Origin of the sequence: Floridaenema aerugineum BLCC-F46 (assembly GCF_041929345.1) — a bacterium.
Classification (GTDB): Bacteria; Cyanobacteriota; Cyanobacteriia; order Cyanobacteriales; family Aerosakkonemataceae; genus Floridanema; species Floridanema aerugineum.
In genome coordinates this window covers 14,766-35,989 of sequence record NZ_JBHFNQ010000219.1, presented here as the reverse complement: position 1 = coordinate 35,989, position 21,224 = coordinate 14,766, and the positions used below count along the sequence as shown (strand labels likewise).

At 39.0% G+C, this 21,224-nt stretch carries 18 protein-coding genes; 9 read left to right on the top strand and 9 right to left on the bottom strand.

The window, feature by feature from the left end; translation table 11 throughout:
* Positions 1 to 188 precede the first annotated feature (188 nt).
* Positions 189 to 2,303 carry a bifunctional arginine dihydrolase/ornithine cyclodeaminase gene (gene argZ, locus ACE1CC_RS30700; RefSeq protein WP_413274230.1) on the top strand — a complete coding sequence of 705 codons (2,115 nt, stop codon included), beginning with the start codon at positions 189 to 191 and terminating at the stop codon, positions 2,301 to 2,303.
* A 99-nt stretch (positions 2,304 to 2,402) separates the two neighbouring features.
* On the opposite strand, the gene ACE1CC_RS30695 is transcribed toward argZ, so the two are convergent.
* Together ACE1CC_RS30695 and ACE1CC_RS30690 are read right to left on the bottom strand one after the other, a co-directional pair.
* Complete coding sequence (locus ACE1CC_RS30695) at positions 2,403 to 2,822, bottom strand: HNH endonuclease (RefSeq protein ID WP_413274229.1); 420 nt, start codon at positions 2,820 to 2,822, stop codon at positions 2,403 to 2,405.
* The gene (locus ACE1CC_RS30690; RefSeq protein ID WP_413274228.1) at positions 2,819 to 3,214 is read right to left on the bottom strand and encodes a hypothetical protein; all 396 of its coding nucleotides are present in this window, start codon (positions 3,212 to 3,214) and stop codon (positions 2,819 to 2,821) included. Before ACE1CC_RS30690 ends, ACE1CC_RS30695 begins: the two co-directional genes overlap by 4 nt.
* A 339-nt stretch (positions 3,215 to 3,553) precedes the next feature.
* On the opposite strand from ACE1CC_RS30690, the gene ACE1CC_RS30685 reads away from it, so the two are divergent.
* From ACE1CC_RS30685 to ACE1CC_RS30675, 3 genes are all read left to right on the top strand, one after another.
* On the top strand, positions 3,554 to 4,003 hold the full coding sequence (locus ACE1CC_RS30685; RefSeq protein WP_413274227.1) for a DUF29 domain-containing protein: 450 nt from the start codon (positions 3,554 to 3,556) through the stop codon (positions 4,001 to 4,003).
* 151 nt (positions 4,004 to 4,154) lie between these two features.
* Positions 4,155 to 4,442, top strand: coding sequence for a type II toxin-antitoxin system TacA family antitoxin (locus tag ACE1CC_RS30680; RefSeq protein WP_413274226.1), 288 nt, complete (start codon positions 4,155 to 4,157; stop codon positions 4,440 to 4,442).
* The gene (locus ACE1CC_RS30675; protein WP_413274225.1) at positions 4,429 to 4,944 is read left to right on the top strand and encodes a GNAT family N-acetyltransferase; all 516 of its coding nucleotides are present in this window, start codon (positions 4,429 to 4,431) and stop codon (positions 4,942 to 4,944) included. The genes ACE1CC_RS30680 and ACE1CC_RS30675 overlap by 14 nt, the downstream gene beginning before the upstream one ends.
* Positions 4,945 to 4,960: 16 nt before the next feature.
* Here the strand turns inward: ACE1CC_RS30675 and ACE1CC_RS30670 are convergent, their stop codons facing one another.
* The 3 genes from ACE1CC_RS30670 to ACE1CC_RS30660 all read right to left on the bottom strand — a co-directional run bounded on the left by ACE1CC_RS30670 (position 4,961) and on the right by ACE1CC_RS30660 (position 7,979).
* Complete coding sequence (locus ACE1CC_RS30670; protein WP_413274224.1) at positions 4,961 to 5,518, bottom strand: NUDIX hydrolase; 558 nt, start codon at positions 5,516 to 5,518, stop codon at positions 4,961 to 4,963.
* 65 nt (positions 5,519 to 5,583) lie between these two features.
* Positions 5,584 to 7,428 carry an N-acetylmuramoyl-L-alanine amidase gene (locus ACE1CC_RS30665; RefSeq protein ID WP_413274223.1) on the bottom strand — a complete coding sequence of 615 codons (1,845 nt, stop codon included), beginning with the start codon at positions 7,426 to 7,428 and terminating at the stop codon, positions 5,584 to 5,586.
* A 2-nt stretch (positions 7,429 to 7,430) separates the two neighbouring features.
* Positions 7,431 to 7,979, bottom strand: coding sequence for a pyridoxamine 5'-phosphate oxidase family protein (locus ACE1CC_RS30660; protein WP_413274222.1), 549 nt, complete (start codon positions 7,977 to 7,979; stop codon positions 7,431 to 7,433).
* 166 nt (positions 7,980 to 8,145) lie between these two features.
* Here ACE1CC_RS30660 and ACE1CC_RS30655 point away from each other — a divergent pair, with 166 nt between their 5' ends.
* The 3 genes from ACE1CC_RS30655 to ACE1CC_RS30645 are packed head-to-tail and all read left to right on the top strand — an operon-like array spanning position 8,146 to position 10,531.
* A complete protein-coding gene (locus tag ACE1CC_RS30655; protein ID WP_413274221.1) occupies positions 8,146 to 9,873 on the top strand; it encodes a CTP synthase in 1,728 nt (575 codons plus the stop codon).
* Positions 9,851 to 10,081: a hypothetical protein gene (locus tag ACE1CC_RS30650; protein ID WP_413274220.1), complete on the top strand. Its 231-nt coding sequence runs from the start codon at positions 9,851 to 9,853 to the stop codon at positions 10,079 to 10,081. Before ACE1CC_RS30655 ends, ACE1CC_RS30650 begins: the two co-directional genes overlap by 23 nt.
* A gap of 30 nt (positions 10,082 to 10,111) precedes the next feature.
* Entirely contained in the window at positions 10,112 to 10,531 is a 420-nt protein-coding gene (locus ACE1CC_RS30645) for a hypothetical protein (RefSeq protein WP_413274219.1), read from the top strand.
* Between the two features lie 207 nt (positions 10,532 to 10,738).
* Here the strand turns inward: ACE1CC_RS30645 and ACE1CC_RS30640 are convergent, their stop codons facing one another.
* From ACE1CC_RS30640 to ACE1CC_RS30630, 3 genes are read right to left on the bottom strand one after another with little or no spacing between them, the layout of a single operon-like run.
* Positions 10,739 to 11,626: an ROK family protein gene (locus ACE1CC_RS30640; RefSeq protein WP_413274218.1), complete on the bottom strand. Its 888-nt coding sequence runs from the start codon at positions 11,624 to 11,626 to the stop codon at positions 10,739 to 10,741.
* A gap of 35 nt (positions 11,627 to 11,661) precedes the next feature.
* Positions 11,662 to 12,546 (bottom strand): ABC transporter permease, encoded by an 885-nt coding sequence (locus ACE1CC_RS30635; protein ID WP_413274217.1) that lies wholly within the window; start codon positions 12,544 to 12,546, stop codon positions 11,662 to 11,664.
* 19 nt (positions 12,547 to 12,565) lie between these two features.
* On the bottom strand, positions 12,566 to 15,787 hold the full coding sequence (locus ACE1CC_RS30630) for a TylF/MycF/NovP-related O-methyltransferase (RefSeq protein ID WP_413274216.1): 3,222 nt from the start codon (positions 15,785 to 15,787) through the stop codon (positions 12,566 to 12,568).
* 160 nt (positions 15,788 to 15,947) lie between these two features.
* Between ACE1CC_RS30630 and ACE1CC_RS30625 the strand changes: the two genes are divergently transcribed.
* On the top strand, positions 15,948 to 18,542 hold the full coding sequence (locus tag ACE1CC_RS30625; protein WP_413274215.1) for a tetratricopeptide repeat protein: 2,595 nt from the start codon (positions 15,948 to 15,950) through the stop codon (positions 18,540 to 18,542).
* Between the two features lie 8 nt (positions 18,543 to 18,550).
* Complete coding sequence (locus ACE1CC_RS30620) at positions 18,551 to 19,126, top strand: class I SAM-dependent methyltransferase (RefSeq protein ID WP_413274214.1); 576 nt, start codon at positions 18,551 to 18,553, stop codon at positions 19,124 to 19,126.
* A gap of 118 nt (positions 19,127 to 19,244) precedes the next feature.
* Here the strand turns inward: ACE1CC_RS30620 and ACE1CC_RS30615 are convergent, their stop codons facing one another.
* Positions 19,245 to 21,023 carry a tetratricopeptide repeat protein gene (locus ACE1CC_RS30615; RefSeq protein WP_413274213.1) on the bottom strand — a complete coding sequence of 593 codons (1,779 nt, stop codon included), beginning with the start codon at positions 21,021 to 21,023 and terminating at the stop codon, positions 19,245 to 19,247.
* Positions 21,024 to 21,224 lie beyond the last annotated feature (201 nt).

Genomic DNA, 21,224 nt, shown 5'->3' with positions numbered 1-21,224 from the left:
TTGTGGGCAATTAAACTTGAGATGGCGAGAAAAAATTTATTCTTTATCTACCCTTCTACTCTAAAATAGAGATTTGGCTTTTAATATGTATGACCCGCATCTATTCCTGAGACTTTGACTATAGGGGTAGGTTCACGGCGGCTTATGTATATAAACCCAAGCCGTAAAGTTAAGCTAGCTGATTTATTATGACTGATCCGATTCGCTTCCTGATGTGCCCTCCTGACCACTACGACGTAGATTATGTAATTAATCCTTGGATGGAGGGCAATATACACAAGTCTTCTCGCGATCGCGCCGTCGAACAATGGCAAAAACTGCACCATGTCCTCAAAGATCATGCTTTAGTAGATTTGGTTCAACCGGAGAAAGGTTGGCCCGATATGGTATTTACCGCTAACGCAGGTTTAGTATTAGGTAAAACTGTCGTTTTGAGTCGTTTTTATCATAAAGAACGCCAAGGGGAAGAACCGCATTTTAAAAAATGGTTTGAAGACCAAGGTTACACAGTTTACGAATTACCAAAAGATTTACCTTTTGAAGGCGCGGGTGATGCTTTACTCGATCGCGAAGGTCGTTGGTTATGGGCGGGTTATGGTTTCCGTTCGGAATTAGATTCTCACCCTTATTTGGCAAAATGGCTAGATATTGAAGTGCTTTCTTTGCGCTTAATTGATGAGCGATTCTATCATTTAGATACTTGCTTTTGTCCGTTAGCTGGTGGTTATTTACTTTACTATCCTCCAGCATTTGATTCTTATTCAAATCGCTTGATTGAAATGCGGGTTGCGCCAGAAAAACGCATTGCGATCGAAGAAGCAGACGCAGTTAATTTTGCTTGTAACGCTGTCAACGTCGATGACGTGGTAGTGATGAATAAAGTAAGTGACAGCTTAAAGCAACGGTTGAAAGAATGTGGTTTTCAAGTAGTAGAAACACCATTAACTGAGTTTTTAAAAGCTGGTGGCGCAGCGAAATGCTTGACCTTGCGCGTTACTGAACCAGTAAGAGTGGAAGTTCACAGTTTAGTATCTGTGGAAAGTCGCACTATTCGCCTGGAAGGTCATTTGCTGGATTCTGGTTTAATTAATCGTGCCTTAGACTTAATTGTAGACAATGGTGGCAGTTTCCAAGTTCTCAATTTCTATTTAGGAGAACAGCGCCAAAGTACTTCTTCTGCTGAGGTCAAAGTCTCTGCTCCCGATCATGAGATTATGGAAGAGATAATGACTCAGTTGATCGATCTGGGTGCATTACCTCCGCCTCAAGAAATTTGTGATGTTAATACGGAAGCTGTAACTATTCCAGGGGTTGCGCCAGATGACTTTTACGTTACGACAATTTACCCAACAGAAGTAAGGGTACATTGTGAATGGGTGAAGGTACAAAATCAGCGGATGGATGGCGCGATCGCAGTAAACTTTACGACCGAAGGGCCTGTTGCTAAATGTAAATTGCTCAGAGATTTAGAAATTGGCGATCATGTAATTGTTGGCGTGGAAGGTATCCGCACTATTCGTAAAACCGAGTCTCGCGAACAAAGAAACACTCAAGAATTTAGCTTTATGGGTTCGGGTGTTTCCAGCGAACGCCGTGTAGAATTAGTTGTGGAACAAATCGCTTGGGAATTGCGGCAAATTCGCGATCAAGGCGGTAAAGTGGTAGTGACAGCAGGGCCAGTGGTGATTCATACTGGTGGTGCGGAACACTTATCCCGGTTGATTCGGGAAGGTTATGTGCAAGCTTTGTTGGGTGGAAATGCGATCGCAGTTCACGACATCGAACAAGCAATGATGGGAACCTCGTTAGGTGTAGATATGAAGCGAGGGGTTGCTGTTCGCGGTGGGCACCGTCACCACCTAAAGGTAATTAACACCATTCGCCGTTACGGAAGTATCGCCAAAGCTGTGGAAAATGGCGTAATTCAAAATGGTGTAATGTACGAATGCGTTCGTAGCAATGTACCTTTCTGTTTAGCTGGTTCGATTCGCGATGATGGCCCGTTACCAGATACCCAAATGGATCTGATTAAGGCACAAGAAGAGTATGCCAGATTGCTGCAAGGTGCCGACATGATTTTAATGCTTTCTTCCATGTTGCACTCGATCGGTGTGGGTAATATGACTCCTGCGGGAGTGAAGATGGTTTGTGTGGATATTAACCCAGCTGTTGTGACTAAGTTAAGCGATCGGGGATCGATCGAATCTGTTGGCGTTGTTACCGATGTCGGTTTATTCCTCAGTTTGTTAACCAAACAATTGGATAAATTAACCAGTCCTTATCAGATCGCTAAGACTAATTAGTTTAGTTCAATCTTTTCAATATTTCAGCTGCCCTAAATTTAACATTTAGGGCAGCTTTTTTATTAAATTTGTCTCTGGTCTACCTCAAAAAATTTAACTTTAATTCGGTGGATGCCAACCAGCTTTAACCCAATTTTGACGCACAATAACAGCTAAATTATTATTTAATCGTAGTGCGGCAATTGTTGCCCTACCACAGGCAGTTAGACCAATAATTTCGGTTCCCTCTGTATTCCAGGTAAAATGTTCTTTCCATTGCTGTTGACGAGGATTAAATAAAGAAACTGTTTCCTCTGATTGCGGATCTACACTTTCAGTTTGTACCCACTTATACTGATTACATAATTCACAAGCTAAACAAAGATTATCTTCTGTATCCGTTCCTCCTTTTGCGAGAGGCTGTATATGATCGATTTGCAACCTACCCATAATATAATCTTGATGGCTAAGGCAATATTCACAGCGATTTCCTGCTCTTTGCCGAACCTTTTGCCGGAGAGTTTCAGATCGAGAACTCATGGTAATAAAGGTGTTTTTAATCCTCGACGAACTGCTTCAGCTAATCCCGCTGATTTTCTTAATTGTCCTATTTGATAAATTGACATTAAAACTAACAGTTCATAACGTTCTGCTTCCGTCAATCCAGCATTTTTTCCCTTTGTTTGGAGTTCTCCAAGACGTTGATTTTGTCTCTCTTCCATTTTTAAGTTAGCTAATTCGATTATTTCTTGATTTGAAAGCTGAGACACTTCTGAATCAAGGTTGATTTCTGAAAGATTACTAAAGGTAGGTAAAATCATTTCTAGCGTATCAGCTAATACTTCTGATATATTTCGTGATGTTGCTTCTCCAAGACGTTGGACAGATGCCACTACACTTTCGGGTAAGTTAATAGTTATTGTGACAGTCATTATGATGGAGTAAGAGATTTTGTATATATTATTATAGTTAGTTTGTTAGGTGTTAACAAGCGATCGGCTTAATTTAAACGCAAAAGTGCCAGTTCATCTATAGTTAAAAAAGTGAAATGAGGAAATGATGATAAGTATTAGGACAGGACTCATCCCAGATCCCCGACTTCTTTAAGAAGTCGGGGATCTGCCAGGTTCTGCGTTGTCCTAATTTACAAATTTTGGGCAGTTTTTTTTATTAGAGATCGCTTGTTATGCTAACATATCACCTGTAAACAGTATAGATTTCCTGGTTAATAAAAACAGTCAAATATATTCTTTGCCAAAAAAGAGGAAATCATGAGCAACATTACTGATTTAAAAGAGCTTTATGAAGTTGATGACATTAAATGGTTGGATACGACCATCAAACTTCTGAAAAATCGTCAATTTGATTCACTCGATTTGGAAAATTTAATTGAGGAATTAGAAGAATTGGGGAAAAGAGAGAGAAATTCTGTAGTCAGTCTTTTAGAGCAGATAATTAGGCATCTATTATTGCTAGAATATGGGACGGCTGAAAAAGAGAATAATTCTGCTCATTGGCAAAGCGAAATCTATAATTTCCGATTACAGCTAAATCGAAAATTAACCACAACCCTTCTGAATTATTTAGAAGATGAATTAGAACAAATCTATCAGGATGCAAAAGGTTATGTGGAATTAAAAACTCAGAACTCGGTTGAATTTCCTTGTCAATGCCCCTACTCACTTGATGAACTACGCGATCAAACTTGGTGGCCTGGATAAATGTACTTTTTGAAAGCAAAATTGCCAGCTCATCTACAGTTAAAAAAGCGAAATTTAGAACTTTTACCAAAACTTTTTTCGTTAGTAGGTTTAATAGTGACAAAATGACACCAAAATAGTTAGACTCAGAGTATAAAAGAGAAAAAAGTCTATGAGTCAACAAAAGCAAAAAGATGTGCGAGTAACAGCCAGGGTATCGGCGAAAGTTAGAGAAACCTTGCAGGAAGCTGCCGAATTATCGGGAGCAAGCTTAAACCAATTCGTCGTGCAAGCAGCTTTAAAGGAAGCACACAAAGTATTAGAAGAACAGAAAACTATTGAGCTATCTAATGCTGATGCCGATCGAATCTTCGAGTTACTGGAGAATCCCCCAAAAGCATCGGATAAACTGAAAGCCGCCTTTGAAAAACACGCTATTTTTTTCCGTGAAAATCATTGAATTACTCACAAAAACACATAATCGAACGAACTTCGATTGTGGAAATGAAGCCCTCAATCGTTACTTGCAACAAACAGCGCGGCAACATCAGCAAAAAGGGATAGCGCGGACATGGGTATTAATTGATAGCGAACAGCCTTCAACTATCATCGGCTATCTGAGTTTAACGCTATGCGAAATTCGCGGCGAAAACTTGCCAGAAAGATGGGTGAAAAAGTATCCCCAGAAAGTGCCAGGAATCAAATTAGCTCGTTTGGCTGTCGATCGAAAGTGGCAAAGAAAGGGAATTGGAGAAATTCTCATGGTAGAGGCAATGAGGAAGGCGTTCGTTGTCGCTGAAACAGCAGGAGGTATAGGATTATTTGTTGATGCTAAAGATGAGAAAGCCAAAAACTACTATTCACGCTATGGATTTGAAAATTTAGAAAATTCAGAGTTAGAAATGTTCCTGCCTCTCAGTACCATTGAATCGCTGATTCAAGGAGGGAAGGAAAATTCATAAAGCTTAAGGATTTTTATTATCTACAATTAGTTTGGGACAAGTAATTTATTCCCAAGAAAATAGCTGCGATCGTTCCTGATACCCGAATTTCACCATTAGTAATTTTAGTCATTACTTTATCAATGGGGATTAACACAACTTCCACATCTTCTGTAACATCAAGGTTTTGTTTCCCGGTTAACTGCACATTTTTCGCCAAAAACAAATGAATTTTATTTGTATCTTTAATCGGGTTATCATACAAAGTTGCTAATTTAACTAACTCCTCTGTAACATAACCCGTTTCTTCTTCCAGTTCTCTTCGCGCCGCCACTTCCGCATCTTCTATTTCTGAGTCAAGTCTTCCTGCGGGAAGTTCTAATAAAATTTCCCCAGTCGCGTGTCGATATTGTCGCACAAAGACAATTTCTTGATTTTCAGTAACGGGGAAAACTAAGGCAATATCTGGACGAACTACGACAAAAAAATCATCAATGATTTCCCCTTTCGGCAATTCTACTTCATCTTGCCGGATTGTTACCCATTTATTATTAAAAACGAGTTTCGATTTAAGGATTTTCCATTTTTTAATCATCGCTCATTTTCCCCAATCTTGTAGGACAGGCATCTTGCCTGTCATTCCCAATTTATCATCCTCAATTACTGCTTAAACCATTCAGTAATTCCCTCTGCTAAAATTGCAGCTAATTTACTTTGTTCTTGAGGATTTGTGACCCATTCAAATTCAAAAGGATTGCTCATAAAACCTAATTCTAGCAATACTGAAGGGGCGGAATGGGGGCGAGTTAATGCGAGGTTATTCCAATATACTCCGTAGGAAGGACGATTTAATTTTTCCACGACATATTTTTGCAAAAATACTGCTAAACTATGGGCTTGGGGATGATACCAAAAAGTTCCCACACCTTTAGTATTAAAAGCGTCGCCATAGTCGGGAAGGGAGTTATAATGAATGGAAATCGCGATCGCAGGTTGTACACTATCAATCATCGCCATCCTTTCTGGCAAAGATACAGTTTTATCATCCTCTCTCGTCATATAAACTGTCGCACCCCTAGCAACTAATTGATCTCGCAATAATCTAGATACACTCAAATTAACATCTTTTTCTAAATAACCATTTGGCCCCGCTGCCCCTGGTTCTGTTCCCCCATGTCCGGGATCTAATAAAATAGTAATACCCGCCAAAGGTTTGCCGTTTTCTCCTTTCATTCCTCCGGTTTCTGAAGGTGTCGCTGAGGAGGTTGTCGGTGAATGTCTTAAGGTTAAAACTAAACTCGTTCCTTCATATTTTAGTTGATAACCCCATTGTTGTCCTGACTTTAAATTGAAGGTATACTGAACTTGATTCGGTGCGACTTGTTGCCAATCTAAACGGGAGATTAATGGGTTATCATCAAGGCGAATAATGTCAGTTTGGGCGGTGGTGTTGTAAAGTGTAAGGGTGAAAGTGCGATCGCCTTGTTGTACACTCACAGGTACAGGAACTTGTAAGGGAAAAATCACCTGTGTTGCACCAGGAATTTGTCGCGCACTCACGCTGCGAATAATCGATTGTGGTGGTATACTTGCTCTGGAAACTTGCACTTCTTCAGCTTTAATCCATCCACCATAATCTAATCTTACCCAGTCACCTTCTCGCCCAGTTATTGTTGCTATTGTGCCTTTTGGTAAAGGTGTCAAACGCGAGTGATCGGTACTTGGCCCAGTACGCGCAACCCCAGCATCTACAATCACTTCAGCTATTTCTAAATCTGCGGGCGTTAAGATCGAAATTCTCCCTTGCCCTACTTGAGATACAGTATTTCCATTGGCGGTCAATTGAAATTCAGGAAAACCCAATTCTCCCGCTTCTGATGCAACCGCGCAACCTTCATATTTACTAATCGGATTTAAGCCCCCCTTATCAAGGGGGGTTGGGGGGATCGGTTGATTTTGATCGGCTAAAACTGCTAAATTAGGAGGCAATTCTACCTTTTTTCCTTGAGGGTATAACCCAATATTTTGATTACCTAGTTTAACTGTAACTGTAGCGTTTGTGGGTGCGATCGCACTAAAACAAATCAACTCCCCTGGTAATCTAGAAATATCTACAGCTGGTGACAAAGAACCTTCAGCAAAAGCTAACCCATTCGGTAAATTTGGTTGTCGAGAAATGCGATTAACTCTGATGCGTCGTTCTTGGTTTTGATAGCGGAAAACAAAGACATTTTCGCCCATGTTTAAAGAAAATCTCGGTGCGAAATGTCCCCCCGGACTCCTTTGAATTGGTTGCCCATTTACTAACACATTGCCTGCGGGTGGCGCAGAACCTAAAAAGAACATTCTATCAGAAGTAGTTTGATATTCAGTCCGCGAAGGGAAAGAAATAACCAGTGATTGTTGTGCCACAGTAATCTCGGTAATTGAGTTAAATGTAGTGAAAGCGAAAGCAATTCCTAAACCAGCTAATTTTAAACTTTTTCCCATTGGTGAATGCCACATCCTTAACGATTTTCCAAAATTCTGGTTGGCAGTCCATCAATACTAGTTTGATTCTTCTCCCGCCAATAGTCAAAAATTCCCTCTTCCCCCTTGTTATCTGTCCATTCTTTCAGGGTTGGTCTTGACTCCTTAAACTCAAAAATTGGCACACCAAAACCGCAAGAAGTTTGCGCTGAATTGATATTTAAGACAATAATTTGCCGTTCTCCCGGCAAAGGATTAAATAAACTATAAAACTTCGACCATTCAGGATCTTTTGGCCCGATTACTTGTCCATTGCCATAAAGTCTTAAAATCAAAGGTTTTTCGGCAAAACTGCAAAACATAATCGTCATTCGCCCATTTTCATATAAATGCGCTGCTGTTTCATTGCCACTACCAGTTAAATCTAAATATGCCACAGTTTTCCGATCGATACAGCGAAAAGTATCGATACCTTTGGGAGATAAATTAATTCGACCAGAAAAAGGCGCAGTAGCAGTGAAAAATACCTTTTGTTCCGCAATGAATTGGCGTAAATAATCATCCAACTGGGTGTAAAATTTAGCCATAAAAAACCTCCACAGAGAACCAGAGAAAAATTAGCTAGAATTAACAGAATAAATCTTTGACAAAAATGCTATCCTGTGTAAGGGGTTGTAGACCATAATCGCAAAGGTTGAGATTGTGGCACAATTAACCGGGTAGGTTGGAAGAACGCTCTCATTTAAGCATTGTATGGCTAAGTTTGTCTTTGTAACAGGCGGTGTAGTTTCTAGTATTGGCAAGGGAATTGTAGCAGCTAGCTTAGGTCGGTTGCTCAAGTCGCGGGATTATTCAGTCTCCATCCTGAAACTAGACCCATATATTAACGTCGATCCGGGAACAATGAGCCCCTTTCAACATGGGGAAGTTTTTGTCACCGAAGATGGCGCGGAAACAGATTTAGATTTAGGGCACTATGAACGCTTCACAGACACTTCAATGTCGCGCCTTAATAGTGTTACTACTGGATCAATATATCAGGCGGTAATTAATAAAGAACGGCGCGGCGATTATATGGGGGGAACAGTACAAGTAATTCCCCATATTACTAACGAAATAAAAGAACGGATTCGTCGAGTTGCTAAAAATACTAACCCGGATGTAGTAATCACTGAAATTGGTGGTACGGTTGGGGATATTGAATCATTGCCATTTTTAGAAGCGATTCGCCAACTTCGTAAAGATGTGGGACGGCAAAATGTGCTGTATATGCACGTTACCTTAGTACCTTGGATTGCTTCTGCTGGGGAAATGAAAACCAAACCGACACAACATTCGGTGAAAGAATTGCGATCGATCGGGATACAACCAGATATTTTAGTATGTCGGAGCGATCGCCCAATTCCCAGCAGTCTCAAACATAAACTTTCTGAATTTTGCGACGTACCAGAACAATGCGTCATCGCTTCCATCGATGCGAAAAGTATTTACGAAGTACCACTACTTTTAGAACGGGAAGGATTAGCGCAACAAGCATTAGAATTATTGCAATTAGAACAGCGCCAACCTGATTTAAGTAATTGGCAAACTTTAGTCGATCGCCTCTACAGTCCCAAAAATAGCATTGAAATTGCCATTGTTGGTAAATACGTTCGGTTAAGTGATGCTTACTTATCAATGGTAGAAGCATTGCGTCATGCTGCGATCGAACTTTCCCTCGACCTCAATTTAAAATGGGTAAACTCAGAAGATATTGAAACCGATAGTGCGGAAAAATATTTGCAAAATGTAGATGGCGTAGTCGTCCCCGGAGGATTTGGCAGTCGCGGTGTAGATGGTAAAATCGCCGCCGTAGAATACGCTCGGAATCATCAAATTCCCTTCTTAGGTTTATGCTTAGGAATGCAATGTTCCGTCATGGAATGGGCACGCAATGTAGCAGGATTAAAAGATGCCAATAGCGCCGAATTCGATCCTAATACTGCTAATCCAGTGATTAACCTTTTGCCCGAACAACATGATGTAGTAGACTTGGGCGGAACGATGAGATTAGGGCTTTATCCTTGTCGATTAGCACCTAATACTTTGGCTAAAAGTTTGTATCAAAAAGAAGTAGTTTACGAACGCCATCGCCACAGGTACGAATTTAACAACGCTTATCGCAACCTGTTTTTAGAAAATGGTTACGCTATCAGCGGAACTTCACCCGATGGACGGTTAGTAGAAATTATCGAACTTCCCAGTCACCCCTTCTTTATTGCTACCCAATTCCACCCAGAATTTCAATCTCGTCCCAGCACACCTCACCCCTTATTTAAAGGGTTTATTCAAGCAGCTTTCAAAGTTAAATCAGGAGAAAGTGCAACTGCTACAACCAGTCAAAAACTGATTATTGCACCCGGAATAAATGCTGCCGAACAAGTGATAATTGCTGATGCTGATAGAGATCCCATTTTGAATGCTACAAGCGAAGTTAAATAATAAACAATTCAAAATGGACAATTTCACCGAAGAAAGGCAGAAGTTTTCCAGGGAAGATCGGGGGAAAGGTGAAAGAGAAAAGAATTTTTTAGCCTTTCCTCAAAATTTATCAGTAATATCAATCAAAAATCAAAAATCTAAATTAGCTGAATTCCTTTATACTCAGGAAAACAAAATTATACGGCTTTATTTAAAAGCGAGTGAATAGAGGAAATAGCGATCGCGAGGAAGAATCTCTGTGGCATATTGGATTAAATTTAGTTACGACAGGAAACAATATATAGTAGACCTAGACCGCGTTAGTGGTTTCGCTTATGAACCAAACGCCAGGATCACCTTTTGGCTACCAGATAGCGCCTATCCCATTGTAGTCAGCCCCCAAGCGCACCCAGAAATACATAAAAGCTTGCTGACTTACATTCAGCACGTCACTGAAATAGCTTTCGAGTTGTATTGGGTAAAAATTGACTATGAAAATAAACAGTATTTAATCAATCTGAAAAAGATTGGTGCTTTTTCCGCCGAACCAAATGGCAGAATTACTTTTTGGTTGCCTGAAGGATCTTTACCAATTATAATTCACCCCAATAACAACTCAGAAACATACGCAAAAGTCCAAAACTATATCAAACAATCAACAGGTCTATCTTTACCTTAATAATTAGAGAAAAGTTTGTTGTGAGGACTAAAGTCCTGCTGTCAGCAAAAAGGACTAAAGTTCTCACAACTAACCTTTACTATCAGGACTTACGCAACTGGCACAATTAGTAGGGTGCGTCAGAACCTAAAAGCCTGATGTTGTCGATCAGATTTATGGTCTGACGCACCCTACAATCAGGGTTCAATTGTGACACTTGGGTAAGTCCTAACTATTTAACATTTGCCATGCTAACTTTGCTGCACCTACCATTCCCGCTTGGTTGCCTAATTCTGCTAATAAAAGTTGCAAACCTGTGCGAGAAATAGGTAAAACTCGTTGTTCAATTTCTGCTAAAGCTGCGGGAAAGAAAAACTTAGCACTAGCGCTAATTCCCCCACCAATAACAATTGCTTCCGGCGTGAGAACATAAATTAAACTTGCTAAACCTATACCTAAATTTTTCCCGTAACTTTGCCAAAATTCTAAAGCTTTATAATCACCTTTTTGGGCTAATTCTCCTAATTCTTTTGGTTCTAAACCTGTAAGACGGCGAATTGCTTGTATTGAGACATATTGTTCCAAAGAACCATGATTTCCACTATTACATTTTGGCCCTTCTGGATGCAAACAAATTAAGCCTAATTCCCCGGCTGCGCCTTGATGTCCTGTAAATAGTTTGCCATCTAAAATAATTGCGCCTCCAACTCCAGTGCCCAAAGTTAGTAATATTAAATTGCGAAAATTTCGTCCTGCACCTAACCAAGCTTCCCCCAAAGCAGCGCAATTAGCATCATTAGCAATAATGGTAGGTAAACCTATTTTTGCTTCCAATAATTCAGCTAAAGGGATATCGTTCCATCCTACTAAGTTAATCGCAATTTTAGCAATTTTTCCGGCTGCATCAGTTGGCCCAGGAGTACCGACACCGATCGCTTTTACTGCCGCAGTTCTCAAAGTATTTATTGCTGCTACCAATGCTTGAATAACTGCTTCTGGTGTTGCAGGTTGCGGTGTCGGTGTTGTTAAAGATTCCTCGCATTTACCATCTTCCGAAAACCGACCTAATTTAATGGCGGTTCCTCCCAAGTCTATGCCAATTACTTCTGCTGCCATCTTGCGATTTTAGATTTTAATTTTTCGATTTGATTTTACTCTTGTCTTCTAGATTTAGGATTGAAAAATTCGCTCAATCCTTCACCTAATAAGGATAATCCTACTACTAATAAGGTTAAGGCTAAACCTGGAAAAAGGGCAGTCCACCAAATACCTGTGGGTAATGCTTCTAAGGCTAATTTTAAATCATGTCCCCATTCTGGTACTTCGTCGGGAAGTCCTAATCCCAAAAATCCCAAACCTCCAAGTATGAGAATAGCATCGGCGGCGTTGAGAGTAAATAATACCGGAACGTTTTGAATTACATTTAAAAATAAGTAGCGAGAAAGCACTGTCCAAGTGTCTGCACCCATTGCTTGCGCTGCTTCAATAAATAGTTCGTTTTTGACGCTAACTGTGTGGTTTCTCACAACTCGGTAATATTGAGGAATGTAGGATATACTAAGTGCGATCGCCGCATTCACAACCCCTTTACCCACCACAAAAGCTAAAGTTACTGACAATAATAACCCCGGCAAAGTGTAAATGCTATCCATCAAAAATAGCAATATTCTGTCTAATCTTCCTGCTAAATATCCACTAACTAAACCTAAAGGTACACCGATCGACAAACTTAATACTGTGGCAAGAATTACTACTTGTAATGCTGCTTGACTACCAAACAAACTCCGGGAAAAAACATCGTAACCTTGGTTAGTTGTACCAAACCAATGTTGCCAAGAAGGGGGTTCGTTAATCGGATTTTTTAATGATTGAGTCGGATCTTGTAACCATCCCCAAGATTGAAATGTTGGGGCTAAAATGGCAATTAAGACGAAGCATAAGGTTATGATAAACCCGATCGCCATTAATTGCATCGAAAGATTCGCACTTCGGGAAAATCGTAAAAATTGGGGAAACTGAACTTTTGTCGGAGTCATTGCACCAGCGAGAATTTACTTAAACTAAATCATACTCCCAAACAGGTAAATCTGTCATTCCTGCTTCCGCAATTGCTTGACTATTTTCCCTATTCATGGTTATTTTACTGTTAATTTGCTGACGCAGCGTTGACCATTCTGCTTTACTTAATTGACCAACAAAAGTAATTTCCGGTTGCTGAGAAATATCTAAATCGTCTTCGTATAAAATCTCCATTACTGTGCCGGAAATAGTCATTTCTGCTGATTCTTGGTGGCGATCGTCAGTTACAATTAAGAGAGTTATCTGCTCTCTTTCTGGATGAGTTAAAATACCTCTCATTATGCTTTTTATTTCTGGCAACAATAACTCTTCCGGTTGACTCCAATCTGGGAATAAAATAAAATTTAATTTTCGCAAATTTAGTTCTTCTTTGACAGAAGGTTGGTGCAAACGAGACAGCATTTTTTCTGCTGCTAGCAACCTTGGTACTAATTTTAAAGTAGTGCGTGCCGCTTTTTGGGCTAACATTACATCACCCATTTTTTCTGCTGTTTCTGCTAAAAACCATACACCACGCCAAGCATCATACTCAATTGTATTTTCTTTGCGAAACCATACACCAGTATCGTCAATTGCCCTGAGAGAAAAAGTCATCCTTTTAGCGCGTTCAATTTCATGAATCGCTTTTCTACATCCTTCCCAAAAACCATAATCATCGATTTGAATAATTCCATCATCGACAACGCGATCGAACAAATTATTAAATATATCCATTGTTGATTGATACCAATCCCCATCAGCGTGCAGCAAAGCAATATCACCTATTTCTGATTTATATTGCGGCAAAGTATCAGAAAATAACCCCTGTACGGGAACAACAATATCTCTCACATCTAAAGATTTACAAACAGCATCTAAACCATCAACTATGGAAGCTTTTAAAGTACCAGAACCTAAACCAGTATCATTTGCAGGTATGCCATCATGTTGATCCGCCTCAGTAGGATCGGGCATTCCAGCAAAAGTATCAAATACATATAAAATTCGCGGACGTAAACTATATTTTTTGATGACAAAAGCTAACATCGCTGCTGTTCCACCACGCCAAGTTCCGCACTCTACGAAATTGCCTGGGATATCATCTAAACAAATTTGTTTTGCTAAGTTATAAAGAGAAAATAATCGCGCTTGACTCAGCATTGTATAGGAACGAACGGCTGCAATAAGTTTTAAAAATTCATCATTACTGCTATAACTACTTGGCAAATTACTTGATTGAGTTGCTACTAAATAATGTTTTAGGCTGGTTTCTAAATCTCCTTTTTGCCAATGAATTAAACTCAGGTATTTGTTACCCATCCAAGAAAGAGGATTTAATTGAACTGCTTTAGTAAATTCTGGCAAAGCTTCATCTAAATTTCCCGCAATAAAACTTGCTTTTCCTTTCTGCAAACTTTCAACTACTTCTTTACTATCAAATTCAGGAAAATTAAAACTAATATCTAGTGGCCGATTTTCTACTAAATTAATTGATTCAATTGCCGCTAAATCTTTATGGAATTCTTTCCCTTTGGTGTCGATACCGCTAACAGGATATTGCTGCAAATGTAATGGTAAATTCCATTCTATATTGGGGTCGGGATAATGAATAAAAGGTTCAACATTTCCGCGCCATGCTACTCCCATAATTTGCATTGTTTGATAAATCATGGTGTTCCATCCCCTTTGTTTGAGGTAATCTAAACCTTGAGTTACATCAGGGGAAGTTAAATCGTGAAACAAAATTATTGCGTCTGATTCGGCAAATTGTTCGCAGACGATCGCATCTAGCAAAGGTGCAGGAGTTTCATGATCTCCATCGATAAAAATTAACGACCATTTCCTTGGCGACTGATTAACTAATTCCTCTACCGCCAGAGGACTAAAACCTTTAATTAGTTTAACCGAATCAATAACTTTCGCAGCTGTAAGTGAGCTAACTACACTTTCATATATTTCCGAATTCATTAATATAGGATCTATGATATCTAATGTAACTCCTGCCAAAGCTAAATGACAGGCTGACCAACCTAACCAACAGCCAATTTCTAAAGCTTTTTTACCTTTAAATTTAAGGGCTGTATTATAAAGTATATGCCCTTCATCACGAGTCACAAATCCGACAGTTGCATAGCGTTTATCTACATACCAATTATGGGCAATTTCTCGTCTCAAATAAAGCCAATTACACTTATCTCTATCCCCGATAATCATATTAGGAAAACAATCATCAGGAAGGACTATTTCGCACCCTGGAGAAACGTAATCCCCAACAGGTAAAGAGTCAAAATTATTTGCTTGTTCATTTTCTAGCATTTTTTCTTTAATCTTAATAGTTGAATTTTCGGTAAGCAGTGATTTATTAGGATAGCGCAGGCTCAGTTCCACTAAATTTTGCTCAGTGGTTACTAACTCTACCCATTCATATTTTTCATTAGTTAGATGCAAAATTCCGATCGCTGTATGCGGCAAATAAGGCTCTACTAAAAAAGATTTTTCTTCATCCCAAGCAGGTGCAGCCGAGTGACAAGTCCAGTTACACCAAGCCGGAAGTAATTCAGTTTGTTCAAATAATCCATAGTTATAAACAGCTAAATTAAGAGCAAATTGATCCGTCATTAGTGACACAGATTGCTGTAGTCCTTGTTGCAAACATTGTGCCCAAACTTCCCAATGAGGAGCATCTTTATGTAGCGCAAAAACCCCAGCATTTAATAAAGGATAACTATAGAATTTCTTAGCAACTTCCTCGCCAAAAGTTTCTTCATATCGACGGTAAATCCATTGCCACCAGTATTCCGTTAAACCCCCGTACTGGATATGACTACTGCGATCGATTTCGGGAACAATTGCTAATTTCTGTTTCTTCGCACCTTTAATTAATAAATCCACCGCTTGCCAATCTTGTACCCAAGCATCAGCATCAATCCAAAAATAGACTTCAAAATTAGGAAAGTAGCGGCGCAAAAAAGGACGTGCTAACAGTCCTTTAAAATGTTCTGGTGCTTCATTTTTCCCCGGAAAATCAAACTCCCAATTTGGACGCTCAATTAAATTTACCTGCTTTTCTAACCACTGAACTTGCTCTGGCGTGCATCCCAAATCAAAAAATCCAATGTTAGCATTTTTACCCTCTGGTTTCTGCCGAATCGACAGAATTGTTCCTTGAACTAGATCGAAGTATTTAGCATCAGCCGCAGTAATAAATAAGATATCCATAGAAATTTCCCCTTTGTTTAAAGCTTCTGGTTAAAATTTGGGGCTTCGACTTAGCCAAGTTGGGTAAATTAGTTTTATTATAACTGTCAGATATGTTTGCTTTTGCTCAATAATGTTTGAGTTTGCCAAATATATAAATTCATTAAGAATCTACTGAGTAATGGATATTACTAAAATCGCACAACAAGCGACTGAATATTTGAATCAAGGGGAGTACGATCGAGCGATCGCACTCTACGAGCAATGTATTCAGGCGAATCCAGCTTTAACTTCTAACTATTGGTATCTTGGACTTGCTTGGTTGTTACAAGGAGAAGAATCAGAAGCACAAGCAATCTGGCTATCAGTAATGACGGAAACGCCAGAAGAAATGGATAACTTAATAGTAGAATTGCTGGAGATTTTAACAACAAAAGCTAAAGAATTTCTTGACTCGCGAAAACTGCAATTAGCAGAAAAAATTTCCTGGGAAATTTTAGAATTAGATGCCACTCAAACTGAAGCTTATTATAATTTGGGAAATGCCTTAGCCCAGCAGGGAAATTTTGAGCGAGCAATGGAATGTTGGCAACAGTCAATAGAACTTCAACCTGATTTAGTTGATGCTTATAAAAATCAGGCAAGTGTGTGGCAAAAGTTAGAGAATTTTCCTGATGCGATCGCCAATTACTTAAAAGTCTTAGAGCTTCAACCAGATTATCAAACAGCTTATGATTTAGGATTATGTTTTTCTCAAATAGGTAGCTTCGATGACGCGATCGCCTGTTTCCAAACAGCAATAGAAATTAAACCAGATTATACCCCTGCGTACAGCGATTTAGGATATCTTTTATTGCGGCAAAACCAACTTGAACAAGCCATTTTCTTCTTTACTCAAGCTATTCAACTAAATCCAAATTTAGCTCAATCCTACTATCATTGGCAAGAAATTCTAAATCAACAGGAAAAATCCAGCGAAAATATTGATGTTAATGCTTGCTTATTAAAAGCTTTACATCTGCAAGGGAATAGTTTGGAAACCTATTTTTATTTAGGAAAGATACTAGGTAGATCTAAAAATTTACCTGTAGCATTTGCCCTTTACCAGAAAGCATCTGAACTGAAAACTGACTCATCAGAAATTTACTTGCAAATGGGAAAAGTCTTGGCAGAGATAGGAGAATTGGAAAGTGCGATCGCCAACTATCAAAAAGCCATCAATCTAGCACCCTCCCAAGATAGAATTTATCTAAATTTAGGAATAGCTCTAGCTAAAAAAGGTGATTTATTAGCAGCGATCGCAATTTACAATCAAGCATTAGAAATCAACCCAGAAAATCCCGAAACTTATTTTTATTTGGGTTGTGCATTATCAAATATCGGTCAGGTGAATGAAGCGATCGCCAACTTCCATAAAAGCCTAGAACTTCAGCCAGAATCTAGCCAAACTTACTGGAATTTAGGAATTACTCTAGCTCAACAAAATCAGCCCGAAAAAGCACTTGCCTGTTTCCAAAAAGTCATGCAAATTAAGCCAGATATGGCTCAATCAATTTATGATTTAACCCTCGATTTGTCTCGGCAAGGTTTGCTGAATCAAAAAGCTCAATATTTTCAAGAATTGTTGCCAGTAGAAACACCCCTAACTTTTTCTGAAACAACCTTATATTGGGCTACTAGTCAAAGTTTAGAAAATACTAATTACTTCCCGATTTATCCCCAAAATACAATTGATTTAACTCCCCCTCTTACCCCAGATGAAAATATACATTTTAGTTTTAGATTTGGCAATAAAATTGAATTACCAGCTAGCTTTGTGGCGATCGTACCAAATGGACATTTCTGGTTAAATCAAGCCCAAGATAAAAGCGCCGTCATCACCTCAGACAATCAACTATTAGGCGATATTTCCCCAGAATTTCCAGTTTTAAGTCCCGGACATCCAGATAATCATCCTAGCAAACATTCAATTTTTTCCTTAAGTAAATTACCACCTATTGAAAAGCTAAATGGAACCATAGCAATTTTAGCCGGACTGTTAAATGATACATATTTTCATTGGATGTTTGATATTATCCCCCGCATCGAATTACTGCATCGTAGTAATATAGAAATCGCGGAAATAGAAAAATTTTTAGTTAGTAGCCATCTTCCTTTTCAGAAAGAAACCCTGAACCTATTAGGAATTCCCGAAACAAAAATCCTCCAAACTCATAAATATCCTCATATCCAAGCAACTAAATTAGTAATACCATCCTTTCCTAGTACTATAGCCTGGATGCCCCAATGGGTTTGTGATTTTCTCAGAACTCAATTTTTGCAACAACCAGCTATTGCCAAAGCCGAAAAAATAGAACGCCTTTATATTAGTCGCAAATCCACAGCCAATCGGAGAATTATTAACGAAGATGAGATTATTGACTTATTGAAAAAGTTTGGGTTTCAAAGTATCGTTTTAGAATCAATGTCTGTAATTGAACAAGCAGCATTGTTAACTAATGCTAAAGTAGTAATAGCTCCTCACGGCGGCGGACTAACTAACATTGTCTTCTGCCAACCTGGAACAAAAGTGATAGAAATTTTTTCACCTAATTATGTGTATCCTTGTTACTGGCTAGTTAGCAATGCGATCGCTCTCGAATATTACTATTTATTAGGTGAAAATCCCGAAGGATTTTATCTACATAAACTTCTATATCCCAACGCTAGAATCGAGGATATTTTCGTCAATCCCAACCAACTTTTAAACATTTTAAATTTCGCAGGCATAACTTAGAAAAATCAATGGAAACTACAAGTATGACTGACTTACGGCTGAATTTAGGTTGTGGTGAAAGACACTTTGAGGGTTATATCAACGTAGATAAATACGGTAATCCCGATGTCAAACACGACTTAGAAACTTTTCCTTGGCCTTGGAAAGATAATTCAGTAATTGAAATCCTGCTAATTCATGTTTTGGAACATTTAGGGCAAGATAGCAAAATATATTTGAATATCATTAAAGAAATGTATCGCATCTGTCAACCAGGAGCAAAAATTAGGATTGTTGTACCTCATCATCGTCACGATTTCTTTTTTGATGACCCTACTCATGTGCGTGTAGTAACTCCTATGGGGTTATCACTTTTTTCCCAAAGATTAAATAGAAAATGGATAGAAGAAAAAGCTGCCAATTCTCCTCTTGGACTTTATTTAAATGTTGATTTTGAGGTAATTGAAACTTATTATACACCCAGTTCTCATTGGTTCACTCTCCATCCAGAATCAGAGGTTGATGTCGGATTTTTACTGTCAGAAAGCACCTATTACAATAATTTGATAGAGCAAATTGAAATGGTTTTAGAAGTTATAAAATAAGACTATTACTTAACGCAAGTTGCTAGTTATATTCCGTAGGGTGCGTCAGAATCAGAGAATTCTTGCGATTTACCAGGCATTGTGGTGTCTGACGCACCCTACAAATCACTTAGTAGCTTTAGCATTGGTTACTTGATGCTAATTCTTGCAAAGATCGGGCCAACCTTTCGATTAATTCTTGCCAATCTCCCGATCGATCTTGACGGAATAAACGCATAGTTGGATACCAAGGGCTATCCTCTCGCTCAGTCATCCATCGCCAGTCGGCATTGTAACATAAAAGCACCCATACTGGCTTACCCAATGCACCAGCTAAATGGGCAACAGAGGTGTCTACAGTGATGACTAAATCCAGTTGCGATATCACCGCCGAAGTATCAGCGAAATCATGAATTTTACTGTTTAAATCTAACAAGTTTGCCGGACAATCAATTTCGCTAATCTCTGCTGATTTTGCACCTTTTTGTAAACTGTAAAAAGTAATATTTTTCAGGTTAAATAGTGGTAAAAAATTGTGCAACGAAGTGGATCTTTGCCGATCGCTTAAATGTTCAGGATTACCCGCCCAGACTAACCCAACTTTTAGACAATTATCCAGGGGTGTTTCCAGTTTTAAACTCCTCGATTCCAAAGGCTTTAAATAGGGAGTTTCTGCGGGGATTGTTTCTAAAGTTGTGCCAAAAACTCTCGGTAAACTGAGAAAGGGAATATAAACATCAAATTCCGGCAACTTTTCGCCTATAGCTACTACCTTTTCTATATCTGCAACACTTTTTAATAACCTGACAAGTGGCGGGTGACATTCAACTACTACACAACCTCCAAGCTTTACCAATAAAGGTACATAGCGGATAAATTGAATCAAATCTCCCATGCCCTGTTCCGCTTGCAGTAAAATAGTTTTACCTGCTAAACTTGCGCCATCCCAAATAGGTTTTGATAAAGTACGTGATTTGTTTTCCTTTCGTCGCCAACGCCATTCGTATTCAATAAAACCGCGTTTATAATCTGCTAATCTGAGCAAAATTAATGAACGAGTCCAGTAAGCATCTGCATAATTTGGATCTATTTCAATAGCCCGATCGCAACAGGCTAATGCTTTTTCGTACAGACGTTGTTCCTGATAAAATGTAGCTAGATTGTAATGAGATTCCGCATTATTTGGCTCTAAAATTAAACCTTGTTCAAAACAAGCAAGTGCTGCGGCTAAATTGCCTTGACTATTAAAAGCAGTTCCCAAATTATTATAAGTTAAAGCATTGTTACCATCTAAAGAAAGTGATTTTTGGTAACAATCGATCGCTTCCGCAAATTTACCCTGTCTCTGCAAAGCATTACCCAAATTGTTCCAAACTATCGGATCGTTAGTATTAAAATTAAGAAACTGTTGATAACAAGCGATCGCTTCTTCTAACTTATCCAGCTGATGAAAAGCGATCGCCAAATGATAATAACTTATCGCCTCATTTGGTTCTAATTCAATCCCTTGTTGGTAATAGGCGATCGCCTCCTCCAACTTCCCTTGATTCAATGCAGCATTACCTAAATTTTTATAAGCAATAGCACGATCGGGTACTTGTTCAATAATCTGTAAATAAATTCTTTCTGCTTGCTTAAACTTCCCAGCTTCTAAACATTTAATTCCCTCAATTTCTAAGATTTCAATTAACTCCCTTGTTCCCGCTTCCATCTCTGCGGAATCTCCAGCTACCATCCCGGAAAACCAACAAGCTTGCGCCTCCTCTTCTCTTCCTTGTAAAAGCAAACTCAATCCCAACATCCAATAATTAAACAAAACACTAGGATCGGCAGCGATACATTCCTCGTAGAGAGCGATCGCCCGATCGTACTCATCTTGAACTAAAAACTCCGCCGCTTGTTGTGCCAAATCCATCATTTTTATAAATTAATTTCTTTACTTAGATCTGACCATTCCCTACCATAATATTAAATCGAAAAAAGAATCCCATAAATCGGAGATTCCCCTCCCCCAGAGAGACTTAAACTCAGATCTTGCACTCAAAGGAGGTAGAACCTCCCAGATCCCAATACTGCTCGGGTTTTGGGTAGGGGCGAAGCATTCGGGCGACAATTTATG

Coding starts and splice junctions, on each gene's coding strand:
- argZ (WP_413274230.1), top strand. CDS start 189: ATGACTGATCCGATTCGCTTCCTGATGTGCCCTCCTGACCACTACGAC.
- ACE1CC_RS30695 (WP_413274229.1), bottom strand. CDS start 2,822: ATGAGTTCTCGATCTGAAACTCTCCGGCAAAAGGTTCGGCAAAGAGCA.
- ACE1CC_RS30690 (WP_413274228.1), bottom strand. CDS start 3,214: ATGACTGTCACAATAACTATTAACTTACCCGAAAGTGTAGTGGCATCT.
- ACE1CC_RS30685 (WP_413274227.1), top strand. CDS start 3,554: ATGAGCAACATTACTGATTTAAAAGAGCTTTATGAAGTTGATGACATT.
- ACE1CC_RS30680 (WP_413274226.1), top strand. CDS start 4,155: ATGAGTCAACAAAAGCAAAAAGATGTGCGAGTAACAGCCAGGGTATCG.
- ACE1CC_RS30670 (WP_413274224.1), bottom strand. CDS start 5,518: ATGATTAAAAAATGGAAAATCCTTAAATCGAAACTCGTTTTTAATAAT.
- ACE1CC_RS30665 (WP_413274223.1), bottom strand. CDS start 7,428: ATGTGGCATTCACCAATGGGAAAAAGTTTAAAATTAGCTGGTTTAGGA.
- ACE1CC_RS30660 (WP_413274222.1), bottom strand. CDS start 7,979: ATGGCTAAATTTTACACCCAGTTGGATGATTATTTACGCCAATTCATT.
- ACE1CC_RS30655 (WP_413274221.1), top strand. CDS start 8,146: ATGGCTAAGTTTGTCTTTGTAACAGGCGGTGTAGTTTCTAGTATTGGC.
- ACE1CC_RS30650 (WP_413274220.1), top strand. CDS start 9,851: ATGCTACAAGCGAAGTTAAATAATAAACAATTCAAAATGGACAATTTC.
- ACE1CC_RS30640 (WP_413274218.1), bottom strand. CDS start 11,626: ATGGCAGCAGAAGTAATTGGCATAGACTTGGGAGGAACCGCCATTAAA.
- ACE1CC_RS30635 (WP_413274217.1), bottom strand. CDS start 12,546: ATGACTCCGACAAAAGTTCAGTTTCCCCAATTTTTACGATTTTCCCGA.
- ACE1CC_RS30630 (WP_413274216.1), bottom strand. CDS start 15,787: ATGGATATCTTATTTATTACTGCGGCTGATGCTAAATACTTCGATCTA.
- ACE1CC_RS30625 (WP_413274215.1), top strand. CDS start 15,948: ATGGATATTACTAAAATCGCACAACAAGCGACTGAATATTTGAATCAA.
- ACE1CC_RS30620 (WP_413274214.1), top strand. CDS start 18,551: ATGGAAACTACAAGTATGACTGACTTACGGCTGAATTTAGGTTGTGGT.
- ACE1CC_RS30615 (WP_413274213.1), bottom strand. CDS start 21,023: ATGATGGATTTGGCACAACAAGCGGCGGAGTTTTTAGTTCAAGATGAG.